23 protein-coding genes are annotated in these 22,494 nt (G+C 55.8%); 11 read left to right on the forward strand and 12 right to left on the reverse strand.

Annotated features, from left to right (window positions below):
• Window positions 1–11: 11 nt before the first annotated feature.
• Window positions 12–230: a YdcH family protein gene (locus AAC621_RS03920; RefSeq protein ID WP_317656269.1), complete on the reverse strand. Its 219-nt coding sequence runs from the start codon at window positions 228–230 to the stop codon at window positions 12–14.
• Between the two features lie 205 nt (window positions 231–435).
• Here AAC621_RS03920 and AAC621_RS03925 point away from each other — a divergent pair, with 205 nt between their 5' ends.
• The gene (locus AAC621_RS03925) at window positions 436–891 is read left to right on the forward strand and encodes an Hsp20 family protein (protein WP_340252434.1); all 456 of its coding nucleotides are present in this window, start codon (window positions 436–438) and stop codon (window positions 889–891) included.
• Window positions 888–1,115 (forward strand): DUF1150 family protein, encoded by a 228-nt coding sequence (locus AAC621_RS03930; protein WP_317656272.1) that lies wholly within the window; start codon window positions 888–890, stop codon window positions 1,113–1,115. The genes AAC621_RS03925 and AAC621_RS03930 overlap by 4 nt, the downstream gene beginning before the upstream one ends.
• Before the next feature lie 91 nt (window positions 1,116–1,206).
• Here AAC621_RS03930 and groL read toward each other — a convergent pair whose 3' ends face one another.
• Entirely contained in the window at window positions 1,207–2,850 is a 1,644-nt protein-coding gene (gene groL / locus AAC621_RS03935) for a chaperonin GroEL (RefSeq protein ID WP_340252437.1), read from the reverse strand.
• A gap of 53 nt (window positions 2,851–2,903) precedes the next feature.
• Complete coding sequence (gene groES, locus AAC621_RS03940; protein WP_317656274.1) at window positions 2,904–3,191, reverse strand: co-chaperone GroES; 288 nt, start codon at window positions 3,189–3,191, stop codon at window positions 2,904–2,906.
• A gap of 272 nt (window positions 3,192–3,463) precedes the next feature.
• On the opposite strand from groES, the gene AAC621_RS03945 reads away from it, so the two are divergent.
• From AAC621_RS03945 to AAC621_RS03970, 6 genes are all read left to right on the forward strand, one after another.
• The gene (locus tag AAC621_RS03945; RefSeq protein WP_340252439.1) at window positions 3,464–4,387 is read left to right on the forward strand and encodes a manganese-dependent inorganic pyrophosphatase; all 924 of its coding nucleotides are present in this window, start codon (window positions 3,464–3,466) and stop codon (window positions 4,385–4,387) included.
• Between the two features lie 110 nt (window positions 4,388–4,497).
• Window positions 4,498–5,388: a TIGR01459 family HAD-type hydrolase gene (locus AAC621_RS03950; RefSeq protein WP_340252441.1), complete on the forward strand. Its 891-nt coding sequence runs from the start codon at window positions 4,498–4,500 to the stop codon at window positions 5,386–5,388.
• Between the two features lie 124 nt (window positions 5,389–5,512).
• Window positions 5,513–5,965 (forward strand): MaoC family dehydratase, encoded by a 453-nt coding sequence (locus AAC621_RS03955; RefSeq protein ID WP_340252443.1) that lies wholly within the window; start codon window positions 5,513–5,515, stop codon window positions 5,963–5,965.
• Window positions 5,966–6,036: 71 nt separating this feature from the next.
• Entirely contained in the window at window positions 6,037–6,963 is a 927-nt protein-coding gene (locus tag AAC621_RS03960; protein ID WP_340256299.1) for a bifunctional riboflavin kinase/FAD synthetase, read from the forward strand.
• A complete protein-coding gene (locus tag AAC621_RS03965; RefSeq protein WP_340252445.1) occupies window positions 6,960–7,412 on the forward strand; it encodes a YcgN family cysteine cluster protein in 453 nt (150 codons plus the stop codon). Before AAC621_RS03960 ends, AAC621_RS03965 begins: the two co-directional genes overlap by 4 nt.
• Entirely contained in the window at window positions 7,409–8,464 is a 1,056-nt protein-coding gene (locus AAC621_RS03970; protein ID WP_340252447.1) for a threonine aldolase family protein, read from the forward strand. Before AAC621_RS03965 ends, AAC621_RS03970 begins: the two co-directional genes overlap by 4 nt.
• Here the strand turns inward: AAC621_RS03970 and AAC621_RS03975 are convergent.
• Window positions 8,461–9,060: a 2-hydroxychromene-2-carboxylate isomerase gene (locus AAC621_RS03975; protein WP_340252449.1), complete on the reverse strand. Its 600-nt coding sequence runs from the start codon at window positions 9,058–9,060 to the stop codon at window positions 8,461–8,463. The genes AAC621_RS03970 and AAC621_RS03975 overlap by 4 nt on opposite strands.
• Window positions 9,061–9,164: 104 nt before the next feature.
• Between AAC621_RS03975 and AAC621_RS03980 the strand changes: the two genes are divergently transcribed.
• On the forward strand, window positions 9,165–10,193 hold the full coding sequence (locus AAC621_RS03980; protein WP_340243405.1) for a ribose-phosphate pyrophosphokinase: 1,029 nt from the start codon (window positions 9,165–9,167) through the stop codon (window positions 10,191–10,193).
• 88 nt (window positions 10,194–10,281) lie between these two features.
• Here the strand turns inward: AAC621_RS03980 and AAC621_RS03985 are convergent, their stop codons facing one another.
• The 6 genes from AAC621_RS03985 to AAC621_RS04010 form a co-directional block, all read right to left on the reverse strand.
• Window positions 10,282–10,698 (reverse strand): F0F1 ATP synthase subunit epsilon, encoded by a 417-nt coding sequence (locus AAC621_RS03985; RefSeq protein WP_317656289.1) that lies wholly within the window; start codon window positions 10,696–10,698, stop codon window positions 10,282–10,284.
• 12 nt (window positions 10,699–10,710) lie between these two features.
• On the reverse strand, window positions 10,711–12,135 hold the full coding sequence (gene atpD, locus AAC621_RS03990) for a F0F1 ATP synthase subunit beta (RefSeq protein ID WP_317656290.1): 1,425 nt from the start codon (window positions 12,133–12,135) through the stop codon (window positions 10,711–10,713).
• Window positions 12,136–12,153: 18 nt separating this feature from the next.
• Window positions 12,154–13,032 (reverse strand): F0F1 ATP synthase subunit gamma, encoded by an 879-nt coding sequence (locus AAC621_RS03995; RefSeq protein ID WP_340252451.1) that lies wholly within the window; start codon window positions 13,030–13,032, stop codon window positions 12,154–12,156.
• A gap of 12 nt (window positions 13,033–13,044) precedes the next feature.
• Window positions 13,045–14,583: a F0F1 ATP synthase subunit alpha gene (gene atpA, locus AAC621_RS04000; RefSeq protein WP_340252453.1), complete on the reverse strand. Its 1,539-nt coding sequence runs from the start codon at window positions 14,581–14,583 to the stop codon at window positions 13,045–13,047.
• Entirely contained in the window at window positions 14,583–15,143 is a 561-nt protein-coding gene (locus AAC621_RS04005) for a F0F1 ATP synthase subunit delta (RefSeq protein ID WP_340252455.1), read from the reverse strand. The genes atpA and AAC621_RS04005 overlap by 1 nt, the downstream gene beginning before the upstream one ends.
• 296 nt (window positions 15,144–15,439) lie before the next feature.
• Window positions 15,440–16,228 (reverse strand): methyltransferase domain-containing protein, encoded by a 789-nt coding sequence (locus AAC621_RS04010; protein ID WP_340252457.1) that lies wholly within the window; start codon window positions 16,226–16,228, stop codon window positions 15,440–15,442.
• 63 nt (window positions 16,229–16,291) lie between these two features.
• Here AAC621_RS04010 and gloB point away from each other — a divergent pair, with 63 nt between their 5' ends.
• Entirely contained in the window at window positions 16,292–17,080 is a 789-nt protein-coding gene (gene gloB / locus AAC621_RS04015) for a hydroxyacylglutathione hydrolase (RefSeq protein WP_340256301.1), read from the forward strand.
• Window positions 17,081–17,243: 163 nt separating this feature from the next.
• Window positions 17,244–19,580: an ATP-dependent Clp protease ATP-binding subunit ClpA gene (gene clpA / locus AAC621_RS04020; protein ID WP_340256304.1), complete on the forward strand. Its 2,337-nt coding sequence runs from the start codon at window positions 17,244–17,246 to the stop codon at window positions 19,578–19,580.
• Between the two features lie 150 nt (window positions 19,581–19,730).
• On the opposite strand, the gene AAC621_RS04025 is transcribed toward clpA, so the two are convergent.
• Together AAC621_RS04025 and AAC621_RS04030 are read right to left on the reverse strand one after the other, a co-directional pair.
• The gene (locus AAC621_RS04025) at window positions 19,731–21,266 is read right to left on the reverse strand and encodes a peptidoglycan -binding protein (RefSeq protein WP_340252459.1); all 1,536 of its coding nucleotides are present in this window, start codon (window positions 21,264–21,266) and stop codon (window positions 19,731–19,733) included.
• Entirely contained in the window at window positions 21,266–22,468 is a 1,203-nt protein-coding gene (locus AAC621_RS04030) for a biopolymer transporter ExbB (RefSeq protein ID WP_340252461.1), read from the reverse strand. The genes AAC621_RS04025 and AAC621_RS04030 overlap by 1 nt, the downstream gene beginning before the upstream one ends.
• Window positions 22,469–22,494 lie beyond the last annotated feature (26 nt).

Consider the following 22,494-nt stretch of genomic DNA (forward strand, 5'->3'; position numbering starts at 1 on the left):
AGATCAAACCGCTATGCAATGATGTCAGGGGTGAGTTCATCCTCAATGCGGGTGATCGCATCTTTGAGGGACAGCTTCTGCTTTTTCAGACGGCGCAGCGTCAATTGATCAGGGCTTGGCCGTGTCTCAAGGGCGGCAATCGCCTCGTCCAAATCCCGATGCTCGCGCTTGAGCACCTCCAAGCGGATGCGCAGCACGTCTTCGTGGCTCATTTCGGTCGGGGCGTTCATGGGGCGCTTATGTCTTTCTGAATCTGGGGTGGTGCCGCACCATACTGTGACATTGCACGCCACGCAAAGGAAATGGCGCGCCTGCGTGCGGCAGATGCAAACAGGGCTTGCAGGGGGACTGGGCAGCCCCCATATTTACCGCAGATCCAGTTGCCGAATTACGGGGCTGGCGCTTGCACAGATCGCTTATCAAAGGATGTGCCTTATGACGAAACTAACCCTAGGGACGCACCCGTTTCTGTTGGGCTTTGATCAACTCGAACGTTTGGTCGAACGCACCGTGAAATCTGGTAATGATGGTTATCCCCCCTATAATATCGAACAACGCGGCGACACGGCTTATCGCATCACTTTAGCGGTGGCAGGCTTTGCCGAAACAGATCTCTCAATTACAGAAGAAGATCGCCAATTGGTGATCCGTGGCCGCCAATCAGATGAGGATGCGGAGCGCATCTTTTTACATCGTGGGATTGCAGGGCGGCAATTTCAGCGCAGCTTTGTCTTGGCCGATGGGGTGGAGGTGACAGGCGCCACGATGGAGCATGGGTTGTTGCATATCGACCTGCATCGCCTGCAGCCCGATAGCGTTGTGCGCAAGATTGAGATTTCGAATTCTGGTGCAGCCTCTAAATCGCTGCAAACGAAAGGGGGAAGATCATGACCAATCCCGAACACCCAAAAAGCAAGTCCGAGCGGCCTATCGTTTATATCCGACCCGTTGATGTGGCGAGCCTCCCTTCGGAAATCCGCGCCCAAGCGGGTGCGCGCGAGCAGCTCTACGCGATTGGAACCGAGGAAGGTACGCAATTGGCCCTCGTCAAAGATCGCGCCTTGGCCTTCGTTGTGGCGCGCCAAAATGATCTGACACCTGTGAGCGTCCACTAACACGCAGCGGTTTCATTTACCCCAAATGAAAAAAGGCCCGCGTGACGCGGGCCTTTCTTTTGTCCAAAGCCACAGGGCCTTGGGGGCATGATTACATCATGCCGCCCATGCCGCCCATGCCGCCCATGTCAGGCATTGCAGGTGCGTCATCTTTCTTTGGCTTGTCGGCCACCATTGCTTCGGTGGTGATCAAGAGGCCTGCAACAGAAGCTGCATCCTCAAGCGCAGTGCGCACCACTTTCGCAGGGTCGATCACACCGAATTTGAACATGTCGCCATATTCTTCGGTCTGAGCGTTGAAGCCAAACTTGACGTCTTTGGATTCGCGGATTTTGCCCGCAACAACCGCACCGTCAACGCCTGCGTTTTCCGCAATCTGGCGCAGTGGCGCTTCAAGCGCGCGGCGCACGATGCCGATACCTGCATCTTGATCCGCGTTTTCACCAGACAGGCCGTCCAGAGCTTTTGCACCTTGAACGAGGGCAACACCGCCGCCCACAACGATGCCTTCTTGAACGGCAGCGCGGGTTGCGTTCAACGCGTCATCCACGCGGTCTTTGCGCTCTTTCACTTCGACTTCGCTCATGCCGCCGACTTTGATAACCGCAACACCGCCTGCCAATTTGGCAACGCGCTCTTGCAGTTTTTCTTTGTCGTAATCGGAAGAGGTTTCTTCGATCTGCTGACGGATCTGCGAAACGCGTGCTTCGATTTCGGCCTTATCGCCTGCGCCGTCAACGATGGTGGTGTCGTCTTTCTTGATCATCACCTTCTTCGCGGAGCCGAGCATATCAAGCGTAACGCTTTCCAGCTTCATGCCAAGATCTTCGGAGATCACCTGACCACCGGTCAAAATGGCGATATCCTGAAGCATCGCTTTGCGGCGATCGCCAAAACCAGGTGCTTTCACCGCAGCGATTTTCAGACCACCACGCAGCTTGTTGACCACGAGGGTCGCCAAGGCTTCGCCTTCTACATCTTCAGCGATGATCAGAAGGGGCTTCTGAGACTGGATCACAGACTCGAGCAGTGGAACCATTGACTGCAAGGAAGACAATTTCTTCTCATGCAACAGGATCAAGCAGTCGTCCAACTCTGCAACCATTTTGTCAGGGTTGGTGACGAAGTAAGGCGAAAGGTAACCACGGTCGAACTGCATGCCCTCTACGACCTCAACATCGGTCTCAAGGCCTTTGTTCTCTTCAACAGTGATCACGCCGTCATTGCCGACTTTCTGCATCGCGTCTGCGATCATGCGGCCGATTTGCGCTTCGCCATTTGCCGAGATCGTGCCGACCTGCGCTACTTCATCAGAATCTGCAACAGGGCGGGCAGATGCTTTGATGCTGTCGATGACTTTCGTCACTGCGCTATCGATGCCGCGCTTCAGATCCATTGGGTTCATGCCCGCCGCAACCGACTTCATGCCTTCGCGCACGATGGCTTGGGCCAGAACAGTTGCAGTGGTGGTGCCGTCACCCGCCTCGTCATTGGTGCGCGATGCCACTTCTTTGACCATCTGCGCGCCCATGTTTTCGAACTTATCTTCCAGTTCGATTTCCTTCGCCACGGAAACACCATCTTTGGTGATGCGTGGTGCACCGAAGGATTTTTCAAGAACCACATTGCGGCCTTTTGGGCCGAGGGTCACCTTTACCGCATTGGCAAGGATGTTGACGCCTTTGAGCATACGGTCGCGGGCATCGGTATTGAATTTGACTTCCTTGGCAGCCATTTCAGGGCTCCTCCTTGGATGAAATCAGGTTAAAAATTCGATCATGAACGGTCTCAGGCGATGATGCCGAGAATGTCCGATTCCTTCATGATCAGCAGTTCTTCGCCATCAACCGTGACTTCGGTGCCAGACCATTTGCCGAACAATACGCGGTCGCCAGCTTTGACGCTCATTGCGATCAGCTCGCCCGAGTCCTTGCGTGCGCCTTCGCCAACGGAGACGATTTCGCCCTCTGCGGGTTTCTCTTTTGCGCTATCGGGGATGATCAGACCGCCTTTGGTCTTTTCGTCGCTCTCTACGCGGCGAACCAGCACGCGGTCATGCAGTGGTTTCAATGCCATCTGTCGAACACTCCTTAAGGTTCGTATGTTTCACTGTATTAGCACTCAGCCTATGCGAGTGCTAACGACAGGCAGATAGGCAGGGGATGCGGAGGTGTCAACGGGCCGCAGGCGGAAAATTTCGAAAAAATTTTCTGCGCGCGAGAATCCTGCCGAAATTATGGAAATTAAAGCCAAAGCCGCGACAAATTCCCGCCTTTGTCCCCCGTGACATGGCCAAAGCCCTGCCCTATAAGGCGCGCGAGTTTTCACAAAAATAAATGGATAATGACATGAGCACCTTGGTCTTTGGCCATAAATCGCCAGACACAGATTCCACTGGCTCCCCGATTTTGTGGGCATGGTATCTTAATGAGGTGAAGGGCGTAGAGGCAGAAGCCGTTCTTTTGGGTGAGCCAAACACCGAAGCCGCCTTTGTTTTGCAGAAATGGGATTTGCCAAAACCGCGGCTTATTGACGATGTTGCAGAAGGTCAGGCGTGCGTTGTGGTCGACACCAACAACCCTGCAGAACTGCCTGCCTCGATCAACGCAGCCGATGTTCAGGCCATCATCGACCACCATAAATTGGTGGGCGGGCTTGAGACAAAAGGGCCGATTGATATCACCATCCGTCCCTTGGCTTGCACAGCGACCCTGATGATTGACCTGATGGGTGATGATGCGGCAAAAATGCCAAATTGGGCAAAAGGTGCTGCCTTGTCCTGCATCCTGTCTGATACGTTGGAATTCCGCTCCCCGACCACAACCGATCATGATCGCGCCGTAGCCGAAGGCCTCGCTGCTGATCTGGACGTGTCTATCCCCGATTATGCTGCCGAAATGTTTACGGCAAAATCTGATGTCTCGCGCTTTTCTGATGCAGAGTTGCTGCGCATGGACAGCAAAACCTACGAGGTGGGGGGCAAGACCTTCCGTGTCTCCGTTCTGGAGACAACTGCGCCCGCAACGGTTTTGTCCCGCAAAGCAAGCCTGATGGACAGCATGATCACAGTCGCCAAAGAGGACGGCGCCGATCAGGTTTTGTTGTTCGTCATCGACATTTTGCGCGAAGAAGCCACGCTTTTGGTGCCAAATGATCTGGTGCGCCAAATTGCAGAGAAAAGTTTCTCCATTGTCGTGGGCGATGCCGATCAGGTCGTGCTGCCAGGGATTGTGAGCCGCAAAAAGCAGATCATCCCGAACCTCGCGCTTTGATCAGATGAAAGTTTGATGAAAGGGCGGCCTCGGGGCCGCCCTTTTCCTTTTATCCCATCGCAGGGCGCGGTAAGAGAGGCGCGAAGAGCCTCAAAGAGAAAGCCCGCCCCATGAGCCATAGCGCAGAAGCCCCCGCGATCATCTCTCACCTCTCCGAGATTTCCGAACGCTATGACGCGCTTTTTTGCGACCTTTGGGGCTGCGTGCATAATGGCATCGCCCCTTTTCCTGACGCGATTGCAGCGCTGCAGGCCTTTCGCACCAAAGGGGGTGTTGTGGTTTTGGTCACCAATGCCCCGCGTGCCCATGTCGAGATTGCCAAGCAGTTGGATGCAATGGGGGTTCCCCGCGATGCGTGGGACATGATCGCAACCTCTGGCGACAGCGCACGGGCGGCGATGCTGACAGGGGCAGTTGGCGAGAAGGTCTATTTCATTGGTGAGCCGCGCGATGACACATTTTTCGCCCCGATGAAACTGATCGAAAACCCCGTAACGCTGACCAAGGTCGATGTGGCCGAAGCCGAAGGGATTGTTTGCACAGGCCCGTTTGATCCCCATGCCGAACCTGATGTGCTGCGCCCGCAATTGCTTTTGGCGAAAACAGGCGGACTCAAGCTTCTCTGCGCAAACCCTGACATCGTGGTGGACCGTGGAGAAAGCCGCGAATATTGCGCTGGCGCAGTGGCGAAACTTTACACAGAGATGGGCGGCGAGAGCCTTTATTTCGGGAAGCCCCACCCCCCCATCTATGATCTGGCACGGCGGCGCTTGGTGCAAAATGGCCATGATATCAGTGACGAGCGAGTCTTGGCCATTGGAGATGGTATCTTTACCGATGTGCAGGGCGGCATTGGCGAAGGTATTGATACGCTGTTTATCACAGGCGGTTTGGCCCGCGATGAAACAGCGACAACCGATCAGCCAAACCCAGAAAAACTTGCTCAATATCTGAAAGATAGCGGTCAAAACCCAACATTTAGCATTGGGTTCTTACGCTAATCGGGAAAATTGTCGCGCAACAAAATTACAACATTTGCGTGCCTAAGTTAATTTAATTGTTGCTGCATTGCAGAAATTTGCTATGGTCAGTTCTAAGCGAAGGACATTTCTCTTGGAGACTTGAATGTTGGACACGAGTCATAACCTCCCCCGTGGGACGATCTGCATCGAAGATATCGAATTGGGGATGACCCGTCATTTGACCAAAACTGTCAGCGACCGCGATATCGAGCTTTTCGCCGAAGTCTCAACCGACCGAAACCCCGTTCATCTTGACGATGATTACGCCCGCGACACGATTTTTGAGGGGCGCATCGCCCATGGGATGCTGACCGCAGGGCTGATTTCAGCCGTTATTGGCGAACAACTGCCAGGGCATGGCACTGTTTACTTGGGTCAAACGCTGAAATTCATGGCACCCGTTCGCCCCGGTGATCAAGTGCGGGCTGAGGTGCAGGTGACCGCGATTGACCACGCAAAGCGCCGTGTGACCCTTGAGACGCGCTGCCTGATCGATGGCAAACCTGTACTCAAAGGCGAAGCAGTCGTCCTCGCCCCGTCACGGAAATTCGATTAACCTCGCAGCGGCGCAGGATTTTTACCGACCCGATGCTTGCTCTAGATCGCGGGCTTGGATATTCGGGCAGTATGCGTATCGTTCGTGACCATCAATTTGTCCGACCCGAAAACCGTGGCGCCTCTGTGGCCATTGGGAATTTTGATGGTGTGCATCTGGGTCACGCGCATTGCATCGACCTTGCCCGCGGTCATGAGGCCCCTTTAGGGGTTTTGACCTTCGAGCCGCATCCGCGCGAATTCTTTAACCCTGACGCCCCGCCATTTCGGCTAATGAATGCCGAAGCCCGCGCCAATCGCCTTGAGAAAATGGGGGTGGAGATCCTCTATGAGCTGCCTTTCAATCGCACCCTTTCCACACTTGATGCAGAAGATTTCATCCGCGAAGTGGTGGTTGAGGGGCTGGGTCTGAAGCATCTGGTCGTTGGTGCGGACTTCTGTTTTGGCAAAGGCCGCAAAGGCACAACCGATATGCTGCGTGCGTTCGGGGCGCGTTATGGGTTTGATGTCACTGTGGTCGATCTGCTGAATTCGGGCGGTGTGGCCGTGTCATCCACCGCTATCCGAGACGCGCTCAGGTCGGGTGATCCACGCCAAGCTCGCGACATGCTTGGCCACTGGCACCGCATCGAAGGCCCGGTGATCCATGGCGAGAAGCGGGGGCGCACATTGGGCTACCCCACCGCCAATATGTCATTGGATGGTCTGCACGTTCCAAAACTTGGCGTTTATGCAGTTTTGGTTGAATTGCGCAGCGGGCCATATGCGGGCCAGTATCACGGCGTGGCCAGTCTTGGCGTGCGGCCCATGTTCAATGGGCAAGAGCCAAATCTCGAAACCTTCATCTTTGATTTTTCGGGCGACATTTACGGCATGGATATGTCTGTCGGTTTGGTCGAGTTTCTGCGTGGTGAGGAGAAATTCGACAGCCTTGAGGCCTTGATCACCCAAATGGATCGCGACAGCCAGATGGCGCGCGAGATCCTTGCTGCGTTATGACCAAGAAAGCCCCCTTTTGGAAACGCAAATCCTTAGCCGATATGACGGCACAGGAATGGGAAAACCTCTGTGATGGGTGCGGGAAATGTTGCCTCAACAAGCTAGAAGATGCCGATACGGGCGAGGTGGCCCTGACACGGGTTGCATGCCGCCTGTTCGATGATGCAACCTGCCGATGCGGACAATATGAGATTAGAAAGACACTTGTGCCCGAGTGTATCCAATTGACCCCTGAGGGCATGAAGGATGTCGCCTATTTCATGCCTGAAACCTGCGCCTATAGATTGCTGAATGAGGGCAAGGATTTGTATTGGTGGCACCCTTTGGTGTCAGGGGATCCTGAAACTGTGCACCAAGCGGGGATTTCCGCGCGCGGGATCACGGTTGCCGAATTCGACATTCCAGAAGAAGACTGGGAAGATTACATTATCGAGGAGCCAGGATTATGAACTTTGCCTCCGACAATACAGGCCCCGCCCATCCAGATGTGATTGCGGCCATTACAGCGGCCAATGAGGGCTATGCCATGCCCTATGGTGCAGATGACGCCATGGCACGCGTGCGCCAATCCATCCGCGACCTGTTCGAGGCCCCAGAGGCGGCGGTTTATCTCGTCAGCACGGGCACAGCCGCCAATGCCTTGGCCTTGTCGGTGATGGTGCAGCCGTGGCAGTCGATCTTCTGCCATCGCATCGCCCATATCGAAGAAGATGAATGCGGCGCGCCCGAATTCTATGCCAATGGCGCGAAACTGGCCTTGGTCGAAGGCGAAGGGGGCAAGATGACCCCTGATGGCTTGACGCAGACCATTGCACATACGGGCGACAAAGGTGTGCATGGCATGCAGCGCGGCCCTGTGAGCCTAACCAATATGACCGAAGTCGGCACCGCCTATAGCCTAAGCGAGATCAAGGCGCTCAGTGATGTTGCAAAATCCTATGACCTGCCCGTTTATCTTGATGGCGCGCGTTTGGCCAATGCCTGCGCGGCCCTTGGCTGCCGCCCTGCCGATATGACATGGAAGGCAGGTGTGGATGCAGTCAGTTTTGGCGGCACAAAGAACGGCTGCATGGGTGTTGAGGCCGTGATCCTGTTCGACCCGAAAAAGGCGTGGGAATTTGAATTGCGCCGCAAGCGTGGCGCACATCTATGGTCAAAGCACCGCTTTCTCTCTGCACAGATGGAGGCCTATACGCTCGATGATCTCTGGCTGCGATTGGCGCAATCCGCAAATGCGCGCATGGCAGAATTGCGCGCAGGTTTGGCGCAGATCGAGGGGGTGCATATCGCGCATGAGCCTGCGGGCAATATGCTGTTCGCGCATCTTCCCCGTGCAGCCCATAAACGCGCCTTTGCAGCGGGGGCGCAATATTACCTCTTTCCCTTCAACGCCACGCTTGAGGGGCCAGAGGATGAGTTGATCCTCTGTCGCCTCGTCACCGATTGGTCATGCTCACAGAGCAAGGTCCAAGCTCTATTGGACTGCTTTAGGGCGGGCTAAAGCTTGCCCTCTAAATGGAGCGCAAGATCGTCTAGGCGGTCTTGCCCCCAGAAATGCGTGACCCCATCCACCACATAGAAGGGCGCGCCAAAAACACCTGCCTCAACCGCGGCTTCGAGATTGGCCGCATATTCTTCGGCCCCTGATAACAGCCCGCGATCTGCCAAGCTGGGGTCAAAGCCTGCAGCCGTCAGAGCAGCGCGGATCACATCATCCTCTGCAATGTTCTTTTCCTCGCGCCACACCGCGCGCGTGACCCCGTGAACCAGTTCGGCCAAATCCCCGCCACCTTCGTTTTGGGCCGCAATAATGGCATAAGATGAAGGCGCAGAATTGGTTGGGAAAAATGCAGGCTTCAGCGTCAGGGCAAGCCCCGTCTTCTTAGACTGGCGCTGTAGTTCTTGCAGGCGATAGGCCTGCCGTGCGGGGTGGCGTTCGGCGGGTGGTGTGCCGCCCGTGCGCGCAAAAAGGGCGATAATATCCAAAGGTCGATACCGAATGGTCGCCCCATGTGCAGCGGCAATCTCCTCAAGTCGCTTTCCCGCGAGATAGGTGTAGGGAGAGATGGTCGAGAAATAATAATCAATATGCGACATTTCGCGGATCCTTTTTGGCTTTGCGTCACGTTGGCCTGAGTGCTAGGGGGTGTCAACGCGCCAAATGGGGCGCGCCCTGCACAGATCAAGGACTTTGCGAAAAGATGAGCGCCTCAGACCCAAAACTGATTTCTGGTAACGCCAATCGCGAATTGGCCAAGACGATTGCAAAACGGATGTCGATGCATCGCGGCATGAAAGTCGGTCTTGTGGATGCCCGCGTGGAACGTTTCAACGACCAAGAAATTTTCGTGGAAGTTTACGAGAACGTGCGCGGCGAGGATATGTTCATCGTCCAGCCCACATCGAAGCCTGCCAATGACAACTTGATGGAGCTGTTGATTATCGCTGACGCGCTGCGCCGCTCGTCTGCTGCACGTATAACGGCGGTGATCCCCTATTTTGGATATGCCCGCCAAGACCGCCGCACCAAGGCGCGCACGCCAATCTCTGCGAAACTTGTGGCGAACCTGATTGCCGAAGGCGGCGTTGAGCGCGTATTGACCATGGATTTACACGCCGCACAGATCCAAGGCTTTTTCGATATCCCCGTGGACAACCTCTATGCGAGCCCGATTTTCGCGCTGGATATCTTGCATCAATTTGAGGGCAAGGTGGATGATGTCATGGTGATCTCGCCCGATGTTGGCGGCGTGGCGCGTGCGCGCGAACTTGCCACGCGTATTGGCGCGCCTTTGGCAATCGTGGACAAGCGCCGCGAAAAGCCAGGTGAGGTTGCTGAAATGACCGTGATCGGGAATGTCGAAGGCAAGCGATGCTTGATCGTGGATGATATGTGCGACACCGCTGGCACATTGTGCAAAGCGGCCGAAGTGTTACTTGAACATGGTGCAACCGAAGTGCATGCCTATATCACCCACGGCGTGATGTCTGGCCCTGCGGTAGAGCGCGTGAGCAAATCGGTCATGAAATCCCTAGTTTTGACCGACACGATCGAGCCAACCGAAGCTGTCAAAAACTGCCCCAATATTCGCATCGTTCCCACCGCGCCCATGTTTGCACAGGCAATTTTGAACATTTGGAATGGCACAAGCGTCTCATCGCTGTTTGAGACGGAAACCCTCGTGCCGATCTATGAAGGGCTGTATCCCAACGGAATGTGGGGCCGTTAAGCGGCCACTTCCTGGCACAACACACTCAACGGCGCGCCTATAAAAAAGGCGCGCCTTTTCTAAATTTCGTCCTCAAGCGGACAGGGGATCACAGGTTGATGTGATCGCCCAATGCCACCATGTCAGACAGAAGCTTGGCCGCGTCATCCACGGGGCCAGGCTCGTTTTTGAATGTCTCTTTCGCAGTCTCATGTGCCTTGCGATACTCTTCCACCATTTCGGCATAGAGTTCTTTAGTCACTTCCGCGCGGGGCAATGCACGCTCTGCAAGAACAGTGACCTTATCGGCGCTGATCTCGGCAAAGCCACCCAGAACGATGTAATCATCCTGACCGCCCGCATGGATGACCTGCAGCAAACCCGGACGCAAAGTGGTGATAGTAGGCGCGTGGTTTGCCATCGCCGTCATATCACCCCCTGCACCAGGGATTTGCACCTCGGTCGCATCTAACGAGGCCAAGCGGCGCTCGGGAGAGACGAGGTCAAATTTGAACGCTTCGGCCATTCGGCCCTCCTATCAGGCTGCTTCTGCTGCCAGACGCTCGGCCTTGGCTTTCACGTCTTCAATACCGCCCACCATATAGAACGCGGCTTCTGGCAGGTGGTCATATTCGCCTGCAACAACCGCCTTAAAGGAGGCAATCGTGTCTTCCAATGGAACCTGAATACCATCAGAGCCAGTGAAGACCTTCGCCACGTCAAATGGCTGCGACAAGAAACGCTGTATCTTACGTGCGCGAGACACTGTCAGCTTATCTTCTTCGCTCAATTCGTCCATGCCGAGGATGGCGATGATGTCCTGCAGCGATTTGTAACGCTGAAGGATACCCTGAACGTCACGAGCCACGTTGTAATGCTCCTCACCAATGACAGCAGGGTCAAGCAGACGCGAGGTCGAGTCGAGCGGGTCAACCGCAGGGTAGATGCCCAATTCCGAAATCGCACGGCTGAGAACCGTGGTTGCGTCAAGGTGCGCAAACGAGGTTGCAGGTGCAGGGTCGGTCAAGTCGTCCGCAGGAACGTAGATCGCCTGAACCGAAGTAATCGAGCCAGCTTTGGTCGATGTAATCCGCTCCTGCAGCGCGCCCATGTCGGTCGCAAGGGTTGGCTGGTAGCCCACAGCAGAAGGAATACGGCCCAAAAGCGCCGACACCTCAGAACCCGCTTGCGTGAAGCGGAAGATGTTGTCCACGAAGAACAGAACGTCTGTGCCCGACTGGTCACGGAACTGTTCCGCCAAGGTCAGACCCGTCAAAGCCACACGCGCGCGCGCCCCTGGAGGTTCGTTCATCTGTCCGTAGACCAAGGCCACTTGGCTTTCGCTCAACGCGTCTGGCTTGATAACGCCAGATTCGATCATCTCGTGGTAAAGGTCATTGCCTTCACGGGTGCGTTCACCCACGCCCGCGAACACCGAGAAGCCCGAGTGCACTTTGGCGATGTTGTTGATCAATTCCATAATGAGAACGGTTTTACCCACGCCCGCACCACCGAACAGACCAATTTTACCACCCTTCGCGTAAGGCGCGAGAAGGTCGATCACCTTGATACCTGTGACGAGGATTTCAGACTCGGTAGACTGTTCCGCGAATTCAGGCGCAGGCTGGTGAATGGCGCGGGTTTCATCCGCTTTCACGGGGCCTTTTTCGTCAATGGGCTCGCCCACAACGTTCATGATGCGGCCCAATGTAGCGTTGCCCACTGGAATGGTGATTGGCGCGCCCATATCGGTCACTTTCGCGCCGCGCACCAAACCCTCGGTTGCGTCCATCGCGATGGTGCGCACGGTGTTTTCACCCAAGTGCTGCGCCACTTCGAGGATCAGTTTCTTGCCATTGTTCTCGGTCTCAAGCGCGTTCAGGATCTCGGGTAGGTGATCTTCGAACTGCACGTCAACGACAGCGCCGATGACCTGAGTAATTTTGCCGACTGCTTGTGCCATGTCGTGTCTCCGGTTTCCTTAGAGCGCTTCCGCGCCCGAGATAATTTCAATCAATTCATTGGTGATCACAGCCTGACGCGAGCGGTTAAACTCAATCGTCAGTTTGTCGATCATGTCGCCTGCGTTGCGGGTTGCGTTATCCATTGCGGACATACGCGCCCCTTGCTCCGAGGCCCCATTTTCGAGAAGCGCTGTAAAAATCTGCGTTGTCACGCCAATGGGCAGCAGATCAGACAGGATTGCCTCTTCGGAAGGTTCGTAGTCATAGGGCGTTTCTGCCCCAACATCTTCTGCAGCATCTTCAAAAACAGCAGGGATGATTCGCTGCGCAGTTGGGATCTGAGAAATCACCGACTGGAAGCGATTGTAGAAGATGGTGGCGACATCAAATTCGCCCGCATCAAAGCGTGCCATCACATCCTTTGCGATGGCTGCTGCGTTTTCGTAACCCACGCGCTTCACTTCGGAGAGGTCAACGTGACCAATCAAAAGGTTTGCATATTCGCGGCGCAGTTGTTCACGGCCTTTTTTGCCGACAGTCAAAACCTTCACAGTTTTGCCCTGTGCGATCAGCTCGGCAATGCGCGCTTTTGCAAGACGCGCGATGGTGGAGTTAAAGCCCCCACACAAACCGCGCTCGGCTGTCATGACAACGAGCAGATGTGTCTGGTCTTGACCCGTGCCTGCCAAAAGGCGCGGGGCACTGTCCGACCCACCGACCGAAGCGGCCAGCCCGCCAATCACCGCTGCCATTTTCTCGGCATAAGGCCGCCCAGCTTCGGCGGCTTCCTGCGCACGGCGCAGTTTTGCAGCAGCCACCATCTGCATGGCCTTGGTGATCTTGCGGGTCGATTTGACCGACTCGATCCGTGTTTTCAGATCCTTGAGACTTGGCATAAACCCGTCCCCTTACGAGAAATCTGCGGCGAATTCTTCGATGACTGCCTTCAGTCGGTCGGCTGCATCACCTTTGATCTTTGGATCTTCATTGGTGATCCAATCGAGAACATCCTTGTGCTTCCCACGCAGATGCTGAAGCAGACCCTGCTCAAAGCGGCCAACTTCGCGCACGGCGATCTTGTCGAGGAAGCCAGAGATACCCGCGAAGATCACACAGACGATTTCTGCGTTGGTCAGCGGTGCATATTGTGACTGCTTCATCAACTCGGTCAGACGCGCGCCGCGGTTCAGCAAACGCTGTGTCGCCGCATCAAGGTCAGACCCAAACTGCGCGAAGGCCGCCATTTCGCGATACTGCGCCAGTTCCAGTTTCACCGAACCTGCCACCGATTTCATCGCATTGGTTTGGGCCGAAGAGCCCACGCGAGACACGGATAGACCTGTGTTCACAGCAGGGCGAATACCCTGATAGAACAAGTCGGTTTCAAGGAAGATCTGGCCGTCTGTGATCGAGATCACGTTGGTCGGAATAAACGCCGAAACGTCACCGCCTTGGGTTTCAATCACGGGCAGAGCGGTCAAAGACCCTGCACCAAGATCTTCGTTCAGCTTCGCCGAACGCTCCAACAAACGAGAGTGGAGGTAGAAAACGTCACCAGGATAGGCTTCACGCCCTGGGGGACGGCGAAGCAGCAAGGACATCTGGCGGTAAGCAACAGCCTGCTTGGACAGGTCATCATAGATGATCAGCGCATGCTTGCCGTTGTCGCGGAAATACTCGGCCATCGCGGTCGCGGAATATGGCGCAAGGAACTGCATCGGGGCAGGGTCAGAAGCTGTCGCCGCCACAACGATGGAATATTCAATCGCGCCTGTCTCTTCGAGCTTCTTAACCAACTGCGCAACAGTCGAACGCTTCTGGCCAACCGCAACATAGATGCAGTAAAGCTTCTTGCTTTCGTCTTTGCCAGCCGCTTCGTTATAGCTTTTCTGGTTCAGGATCGCGTCCAAAGCCACGGCAGTTTTGCCTGTCTGACGGTCGCCAATGATCAATTCGCGCTGACCACGGCCGATGGGGATCATCGCGTCAACAGCCTTGAGGCCTGTTGCCATAGGCTCATGAACAGATTTACGCGGAATAATGCCAGGCGCTTTGACGTCCGCAACGCGGCGCTCTTTCGACTTGATCGGGCCTTTGCCATCAAGTGGGTTGCCCAAGCCGTCTACAACGCGGCCAAGCAATTCTGGGCCAGCAGGAACGTCCACGATCGAATTCGTGCGCTTAACAGTGTCACCTTCTTTGATGTCACGGTCAGAGCCGAAGATCACGACACCTACGTTGTCGGATTCAAGGTTGAGGGCCATGCCCATAATTCCACCTGGGAATTCGACCATTTCACCCGCTTGAACATTATCAAGCCCGTGAACGCGGGCGATCCCATCGCCAACACTCAGCACGCGGCCAACTTCGGCCACTTCTGCATCCTGACCGAAACTCTTGATCTGTTCCTTCAGGATCGCGGAAATCTCTGCAGCTTGGATCGCCATTATCCGACCTCTTTCATGGTGTTCTGGAGGGAGTTGAGCTTGGAGCGGATCGAGCTATCGATCATCTTCGAGCCAACCTTTACGATAAGACCGCCAATGAGGCTTTCATCAACGGTCGCATTCAAATTAATTTTCTTGCCCACGGAGGCTGACAAGGCTTTTGCCAGTTTATCCGCTTGGGTTTTGGTCAGGGCCTTGGCAGATACGACCTCTGCGGTCATCTCGCCACGGCTTTCTGCGATTTGAGCGCGCACGGCGCGCAGCACCATCGGCAGAACGAAGAGACGGCGCTTTTGCGCCATGACCTGCAGCGTGTTGGTTGCGACCATACCCAATTTCATCGCCTTGGCGACAGCGCCAACAGCAGCCTGAGACTCGTCACGGCGGTAGATCGGGGAGTAGATCAAATCGCGCAGGTCTGCGCTAGCGGCCAATGCGGCTTCGAGCGCGTCAACATCTTTGGCCAGCGCATCAATCGCTGCCGCCTCGGTGGCTAGGTCGAACATCGCGGTCGCGTAGCGCGCGGCGATGCCAGTTGAGATCGAAGCCGATTCGGACACGTCCACCCTTTCAACAATTTGGCTCGGGCAGCGTGAGGATCACGCCCGAGCAGTTCGTTCTTCGCGACTTGAAGGTGCCGCCGTTCCTCAGGTTTGGCGGTCGTTTAGCAGAGGGTTTAATTTGCTGCAACCGCCGATGGCGCAAACATGATTTTGACAAAATCATTGTTTTTCAGAGGTTAACCACATCTTTTTGCAGATGCGACGCTTTGAAGCCAAAAAAAAACGCGCGCATGGAGACGATTTTGACCCTAAGTAAGGCGCAAACGTCCCGAGTTGGCCTCTTTTGGCCCGCCTTAGCGATTCTGCATCTGCGAAATAGAGGGGCCTTTTTGGCGGCGCACGCGGCCTGTTGCAGGGCTTGGAACACCATCAAGGATGCGCAAGGGATTGCGCATGCGTGCGGCGTGACCCCGTTTTGTAGGGGCAAAGACTTGCTTACTCGCTTCAACCATGATCACACCGCCTGCGTAGTGCGAACTCATCCAGCGCCCCGCGCGTTCCATCATATCGGCAGACCTGAGCCAGAACCGCGCATGGCTTGGCGGCGCAAAAAGTGCGGCACGGTGACGTTCTGGCACAAAGCCGTGGTGGCGCAATTGTGCCTCAAGCTGGCTGAGGCTGTAGGGCCGCCCATAGCCGAAGGGCGTGGCATCGCTGCGCGCCCACAAGCCACCGCGATTTGGCACAATGAACAAAGCCCGCCCCCCTGCCCCAAGCGCGCGGGCGGCTTCATCCAAGAGCGCCGCAGGATCATCGCTTGTCTCAAGCCCATGCAGCATCACCAAGCGATCTGCGATGCCTTCTGACAAGGGCCAACGCGCATCTTCGCAAAGGGCCGCAACATTCGACATCCCAGCAGGCCAAGGCATCACACCCTGCCCTTGCGGCATCAAGCCAATCACGCGGCGCGATTGATCGAGATACGGGCGCAACAGCGGAACAGCAAAGCCAAAGCCCACCACAGTCTGCCCACTTGCGTTAGGCCAAAGTGACAACATCGCATCGCGCACGGCCTTTTGCGCAATTCGCCCCAATCCGGTGCGATAGTAAAATTGACGCAAATCAACGACATCAAGATGCATTGCAAAAGCCAGTCCGCTGCGATTGTCTTGAGCCATATGTGCCACGAAGCTGAGGAGATTGCCATGACCACCGCCGCGCCCACCACTGAAATTGTGACAATCCCCTGCCTCAAGGACAATTATGCCTTTGCGCTGCATCTGCGCGAAACGGGTCAAACCTTGATCGTAGACGTGCCAGAAGCCGCGCCCATTGTCGCCGAATGTGCGCGGCGCGGATGGGTGATTACAGACGTTCTCTTAACCCACCACCATTGGGATCATGTGGACGGGTTGCCCGATCTGCATGCGGCGACCGACAGCCCAATTCGCGTTTGGGGGGCAGCCGCAGATGCCCACAGGCTGCCCGCGCTTGACCACGCACTGCACGAAGGCGATGTCATGGCAATCGGGGCCTTGCGTGGCACGGTGTACGATGTGTCTGGCCATACTGTGGGGCACATCGCCGTTCATTTCCCACAGGCGGGCGTGATCTTTACCGCTGACAGCCTCATGGCGCTTGGCTGTGGTCGCCTGTTTGAGGGCACACCCGCTCAGATGTGGCAAAGCCTGTCAAAACTGACCGCACTTCCGCGTGATACGCTTGTCTGTTCTGGCCACGAATACACCCAATCAAATGCGCGGTTTGCCTTGACCATCGATCCCGAAAACAAGGCGCTCCAAGCTCGCGCCACCCGCATTGACGAGGCGCGCGCAAAAGGCTTGCCAACAGTGCCAAGCAGCCTTGGCATGGAATTGGACACAAACCCGTTCCTGCGCGCCAAAGACCCGCAAATCAAAGCACATTTGGAGATGACAGATGCCAGTGACGCAGAATGCTTTGCCGAGATCAGGCAGCGCAAAGATCAGTTCTGATGGATTTTCACGCAAATTTGCGCCGATCGCAGGTTTTTTTTCAAGTTTAGCTTGAAACTGGCAAAATAAAACCGAAGCTTAATAGCATGAGGCTATGGCTAGACTCAGTGAAGGCGGGTCGAACCCGCTTGCGCCTCTGGCCGCAACGAAAGGAGCACTTATCGTGCCGTCGTTTTCAAATACCCTAGAGCAGGCCATCCATGCGGCTTTGGCGCAGGCGAATGCGCGCAAGCATGAATTGGCAACATTGGAACATCTTCTGCTGGCGCTGTTGGACGAGCCTGACGCGGCCAAAGTCATGCGCGCCTGTAGCGTAGACATTGATGCCCTGCGCGAGACGCTTATCACCTTCATTGATGAAGAATTGGCCACGCTTGAGACAGATATCGAGGGCTCTGAGGCGGTGCCGACCGCGGCCTTCCAGCGGGTGATCCAACGCGCCGCGATCCATGTGCAATCCTCGGGTCGCACCGAGGTCACAGGGGCAAACGTCCTTGTCGCAATTTTCGCAGAGCGCGAGTCAAACGCAGCCTATTTCCTGCAAGAGCAGGATATGACCCGCTATGACGCGGTGAATTTCATCGCACATGGCGTGGCGAAAGATCCGTCTTTTGGGGAAAGCCGCCCTGTTTCGGGCGCGACTGATCCGATGGACGAGGGCGTTGAAACAAGTGGCAATCCGCCTGAGGGTAGTGATGCCAAGGAGTCCGCCCTTGCCAAATATTGCGTTGATCTGAACAAAAAGGCGCATGATGGCGATGTTGACCCGCTGATAGGTCGCCATGATGAGGTGGAACGCTGCATTCAAGTGCTGTGCCGCCGCCGCAAGAACAACCCGCTCTTGGTCGGTGATCCTGGTGTTGGCAAAACCGCCATTGCCGAAGGTCTGGCGAAAAAGATTGTCGAGGGCGAAACGCCTGAGGTTTTGGAGAAATCCACCATTTATTCGCTCGACATGGGCGCGCTTTTGGCAGGCACACGCTATCGCGGTGATTTTGAAGAACGGCTGAAGGCCGTGGTCAACGAATTGGAAGACCATCCTGACGCGGTTCTTTTCATCGATGAAATTCATACTGTCATCGGGGCGGGTGCTACATCGGGTGGGGCCATGGATGCCTCAAACCTGCTTAAGCCCGCGTTGCAGGGCGGCAAATTGCGCTGCATGGGATCGACAACCTATAAAGAGTTCCGTCAGCATTTTGAAAAAGACCGCGCGCTCTCGCGACGCTTCCAGAAGATTGACGTCAATGAACCATCCGTTGAGGATTCGGTGAAAATTTTGCGGGGGCTGAAGCCTTATTTCGAAAGCCACCATGATGTGAAATACACCACCGATGCGATCCGCACGGCGGTGGAACTGGCGGCGCGCTATATCAACGACCGCAAATTACCCGATAAAGCAATTGACGTGATTGACGAGGCCGGTGCGGCACAGCATCTGCTGCCCGACAGCAAGCGGCGCAAGACCATTGGCCCAAAGGAAATCGAAGCCGTGGTCGCCAAAATTGCGCGCATCCCACCAAAGAACGTCTCAAAGGACGATGCAGAAGTGCTGCGCGATTTGGAAAAAACACTCAAGCGCGTGGTGTTCGGCCAAGACAAAGCGATCGAGGCCTTGGCCTCTGCGATCAAATTGGCCCGCGCGGGTCTGCGGGAACCAGAAAAGCCCATTGGGAACTATCTCTTCGCGGGGCCAACAGGTGTGGGTAAAACCGAAGTGGCCAAACAACTGGCAGATACCCTTGGGGTCGAGTTGCTGCGTTTTGACATGTCCGAATATATGGAGAAACACGCAGTATCCCGCCTGATTGGTGCCCCTCCAGGATATGTCGGGTTCGATCAGGGCGGACTTCTGACTGATGGCGTGGATCAGCATCCTCACTGCGTGATGTTGTTGGACGAAATCGAAAAGGCGCATCCTGATGTGTTCAACATCCTGTTGCAGGTCATGGATCACGGCACGTTGACCGATCACAACGGACGTTCGGTCGATTTCCGCAATGTCGTCTTGATCATGACCTCAAACGCAGGCGCAGCCGAACAGGCGAAGGCGGCTATTGGATTTGGTCGCGATCGCCGCGAAGGTGAGGATACCGCCGCGATTGAGCGCACCTTCACCCCTGAATTCCGCAACCGCTTGGATGCGGTGATCAGTTTCAGCGCGCTGCCAAAAGATGTAATCCTGCAGGTGGTTGAGAAATTCGTGCTGCAACTTGAGGCGCAGCTGCTTGATCGCAATGTGACGATCGAGCTGACCAAACCCGCAGCTGAACTTTTGGCCGATTTGGGCTATGATGATCGTATGGGCGCGCGCCCCTTGGGCCGTGTGATCCAAGAACAAATCAAAAAGCCACTGGCCGAGGAATTGCTGTTTGGCAAACTCGCCAAGGGTGGCAATGTGAAGGTCGGTGTCAAAGACGGCAAAATCGACCTGCGCATTGAAAACGGTGCGCCACCGCGGATCAGTTCGAAAAAGCCGCCGCTGCTAACAGCAGAATGACCAGAGGCGCATTACAGAGCGCCCAAGCACAGTGTTTTCGTGCCTCTGGCCTTCACGCACCAAGCGGGAAACAGGACGATGCATCTGAGGAATCCGACTGATCCCCGAAGGTAAACTTATCTCAATACGCCCAGCAGAAATCGAACTGCGCTAACGCTCGGTCAACTTAAGTTCAATCCTGCGGTTTTGCGCGCGCGCTGCGGCGCTGTCCCCTTCGGCCACGGGGTGGAATTCACCAAACCCTGTGGCGGCCAGTCTTTCAGCAGGAATGCCCAATTCTTCGTTCATATAGATAACCACGGATAATGCGCGCGCCTGCGACAATTCCCAGTTGTTCGAAAATTCCGCATTGGCCGACAGTGGCACATTATCGGTATGCCCATCGACACGAATGATCCAATCGATACCATCAGGAACTTCATCGGAAACCTGGAGCAGCAATTCAGCCACATTGGCAATCTGTGCGCGCCCATCAGGGCTCAAATCAGCGCGGGCGCTCTCGAACAAGACTTCAGAGGAAAACACAAAACGATCGCCCACGACCCGCACGCCATCACGCCCCTCAAGCACCTCTCTTAGGCGACCAAAGAAATCAGATCTGTAGCGTTCCAAACGCTGTGCTTCTGCTGCTTCTAGATCAGCTCGCGCGCGCTGCTCGGCCGCGACTTGGGCGAGAGCCGTGTTCAATCGAGTTCCGAGCGCGTCAATTTGCACCTGTGCTTCCTCATCGCGCGCCTCGGATTCGTCCAAGATATTTTCAAGCGCGGCGAGTTGCGCGCGCAGGGCTGCAAGCTGCTCATTTAGAACAACCACACGCCGCTGCGCTGCAGTCGATTGCGCCTGTGTCGTTGCAAGCTCGGCATTGGCGACCGCCAAAAGGGCCTCTCGCTCAGACAGTTGTGATTGCAAATCTTCAATGGCGGGTAAGTTTTCTTGCGCCGCACGCGCCGCAGCCAATAGGGTCAGCGTTTCTTCTGCCCTTGCCCGCTCCTCCTCCAATACAAGGGTCAGGGCAGTCAATTCCGCGTCAGAATTCGCCAATCTCTCGCGAAGGGCTTGGGCTGCCGCAGCATCGGCCATGCGTGCGGCTTCTTCTTCAGACAGTTGGGTTTGCAGATCGCTGTTCTCACTGCGCAAATCTGCCAATAGTGCCTCAAGCGCCTCGCGCCGCGCTGCAGCTAAACGCGCGGCCTCAGCGGCGCTGTCAATCTCGCTGCGCGCTTGCGCAAGCGCAAGGTTCAACGCCTCCTCGCGGGAGAGTGTTTCTGCAAGTTCAGCGCGCGTGCTGTCCACTTGAGCGCGCAAATCAGCCTGGCGCGCCAAGAGACTTGCCACCTGCTCTTCAAAGGAGGCGATGCTTGCCTGTGCCTCGGATAACTGGCCGCCCAATGTGGCAAGGCGCGTTTCAAGACCGCTAGAGCGGGCCTGTTCTAACCCAAGAGCATCACTGAGCGCATTCAATTCTGCGTTAAGAGCATCCAGCTCATTGTCCTGAGTGGCAATCTGATCACTCAACGCATCAAGCTCATCGTCCTGCATGGCAATCCGATCACTCAGAACAAACTGCACCACCATGAAAATAGTCAGCACAAAAATCATCACCATCAGCAATGCGGTGATAGCATCCACAAAACCCGGCCAAATCGCGGCGGAAAACCGATTTCCCGTTCTGCGGTGAAAAGCCATCAGGCTTGTCCTTGCCCGTTTTCATCCGCCTCAGTCACACGGCGAATAGCGGCCGTCAGCGCGGCCATCTCACGGCGCAGCGCACGTACTTCGCTATCGTCGCCAGACGACTGCTTTGCCCGCGCCGCCATTTGTTCAAAAATTTGCACAAGCTGGATGTCAATTGACCGCATTCGCGCGCGGGCTTCATCGTCAAATCCGCCCAGATGGCCCAGAAGCTCCAATCGCTCGACCAGTTGTTCTTGCGCATGAGCCTGACGTGCTGCGATCTCTTGCGATTGAGGGGTCATCCGCTCGGCCAAAGCCACAACCGCGCTGGTCATCTCTACCATCCGCGCTTGAAGTTCAGCCTGACGGACGTTGGATTGCGCGAACATCGCCTGAAGGCTGTCGATCTGGTCAACCATGTGATCCAAGACTGTGGCCACGGCCGCACGATCCACGCCGCCGCCATCTCCATCGGCATCAGACGAGGAAAAGCTCATTCGCGTGATGGAGGAGAGCCATTCTTCCATTTCTCGGTAAAAACGGTTCTGACCATGTCCTGCGAAAAGTTCCAAAAGCCCCACGACCAAAGAGCCGGCAAGCCCCAAAAGCGAGGAGGCGAAGGCCGTGCCCATCCCCCCCAACTGACTTTCAAGCCCCGTCATCAGCCGCGAGAATACCGCGAGCCCATCTTCATCGGCGCTTGGCTGTAGGCCGCGAATTGTATCCACTACTGCAGGCACTGTTGTGGCCAATCCAAAAAATGTGCCCAAAAGGCCGAGGAAAATCAACAAATTCGCCAAATAGCGGGTGATGTCACGGCTTTCCTCCATCCGCGCGCCGACGGAATCCAATACGGAACGGGTAGTCATAGTCGACAGCTGCATCCGTGCGCCACGCCCTTGCAAAGCGGCGGCTAAAGGCGCCAAAAGTTCGGGGCGCCGTTGATCTGTAAGGCCTTGCTGTGCCGCACGCTCGATCCAGCGCACCGAAGAAAATAACTGCAGCACCTGCCAGAAACAGGCCATCACGCCGACCAAGAACACCACGCCTATGGTGCCATTGAGATAGGGGTTAGAGAGGAAAACAGGCAGCACCATAGGATAAACCACTGCGCCACCTGCCGCGACCAAGCCGCATATGATCATCATCAGGAAAATCTGGCGGGTGGGGCGTGTGAAACTAGACTGCGCCCCGCTTCTGTTGCTGCCGCTCATCAAAAACTCTCCTGCCCCATGCCATT

It is taken from the genome of Roseobacter sp. HKCC-CH-9208 (assembly GCF_037805125.1).
Taxonomy (GTDB): Bacteria; Pseudomonadota; Alphaproteobacteria; order Rhodobacterales; family Rhodobacteraceae; genus M30B80.

What these genes read in the sequence shown, in the direction of transcription:
- AAC621_RS03980 (WP_340243405.1), top strand. Translation starts at nt 9,165, where the DNA reads ATGAGCGCCTCAGACCCAAAACTGATTTCTGGTAACGCCAATCGCGAA.
- AAC621_RS03955 (WP_340252443.1), top strand. Translation starts at nt 5,513, where the DNA reads ATGTTGGACACGAGTCATAACCTCCCCCGTGGGACGATCTGCATCGAA.
- AAC621_RS03925 (WP_340252434.1), top strand. Translation starts at nt 436, where the DNA reads ATGACGAAACTAACCCTAGGGACGCACCCGTTTCTGTTGGGCTTTGAT.
- AAC621_RS03960 (WP_340256299.1), top strand. Translation starts at nt 6,037, where the DNA reads ATGCGTATCGTTCGTGACCATCAATTTGTCCGACCCGAAAACCGTGGC.
- AAC621_RS03950 (WP_340252441.1), top strand. Translation starts at nt 4,498, where the DNA reads ATGAGCCATAGCGCAGAAGCCCCCGCGATCATCTCTCACCTCTCCGAG.
- AAC621_RS03930 (WP_317656272.1), top strand. Translation starts at nt 888, where the DNA reads ATGACCAATCCCGAACACCCAAAAAGCAAGTCCGAGCGGCCTATCGTT.
- atpA (WP_340252453.1), bottom strand. Translation starts at nt 14,583, where the DNA reads ATGGCGATCCAAGCTGCAGAGATTTCCGCGATCCTGAAGGAACAGATC.
- AAC621_RS03995 (WP_340252451.1), bottom strand. Translation starts at nt 13,032, where the DNA reads ATGCCAAGTCTCAAGGATCTGAAAACACGGATCGAGTCGGTCAAATCG.
- AAC621_RS03945 (WP_340252439.1), top strand. Translation starts at nt 3,464, where the DNA reads ATGAGCACCTTGGTCTTTGGCCATAAATCGCCAGACACAGATTCCACT.
- AAC621_RS03970 (WP_340252447.1), top strand. Translation starts at nt 7,409, where the DNA reads ATGAACTTTGCCTCCGACAATACAGGCCCCGCCCATCCAGATGTGATT.
- AAC621_RS04030 (WP_340252461.1), bottom strand. Translation starts at nt 22,468, where the DNA reads ATGAGCGGCAGCAACAGAAGCGGGGCGCAGTCTAGTTTCACACGCCCC.
- AAC621_RS03985 (WP_317656289.1), bottom strand. Translation starts at nt 10,698, where the DNA reads ATGGCCGAAGCGTTCAAATTTGACCTCGTCTCTCCCGAGCGCCGCTTG.
- AAC621_RS03965 (WP_340252445.1), top strand. Translation starts at nt 6,960, where the DNA reads ATGACCAAGAAAGCCCCCTTTTGGAAACGCAAATCCTTAGCCGATATG.
- atpD (WP_317656290.1), bottom strand. Translation starts at nt 12,135, where the DNA reads ATGGCACAAGCAGTCGGCAAAATTACTCAGGTCATCGGCGCTGTCGTT.
- AAC621_RS03920 (WP_317656269.1), bottom strand. Translation starts at nt 230, where the DNA reads ATGAACGCCCCGACCGAAATGAGCCACGAAGACGTGCTGCGCATCCGC.
- AAC621_RS04025 (WP_340252459.1), bottom strand. Translation starts at nt 21,266, where the DNA reads ATGGCTTTTCACCGCAGAACGGGAAATCGGTTTTCCGCCGCGATTTGG.
- AAC621_RS03975 (WP_340252449.1), bottom strand. Translation starts at nt 9,060, where the DNA reads ATGTCGCATATTGATTATTATTTCTCGACCATCTCTCCCTACACCTAT.
- groL (WP_340252437.1), bottom strand. Translation starts at nt 2,850, where the DNA reads ATGGCTGCCAAGGAAGTCAAATTCAATACCGATGCCCGCGACCGTATG.
- AAC621_RS04010 (WP_340252457.1), bottom strand. Translation starts at nt 16,228, where the DNA reads ATGCATCTTGATGTCGTTGATTTGCGTCAATTTTACTATCGCACCGGA.
- groES (WP_317656274.1), bottom strand. Translation starts at nt 3,191, where the DNA reads ATGGCATTGAAACCACTGCATGACCGCGTGCTGGTTCGCCGCGTAGAG.
- gloB (WP_340256301.1), top strand. Translation starts at nt 16,292, where the DNA reads ATGACCACCGCCGCGCCCACCACTGAAATTGTGACAATCCCCTGCCTC.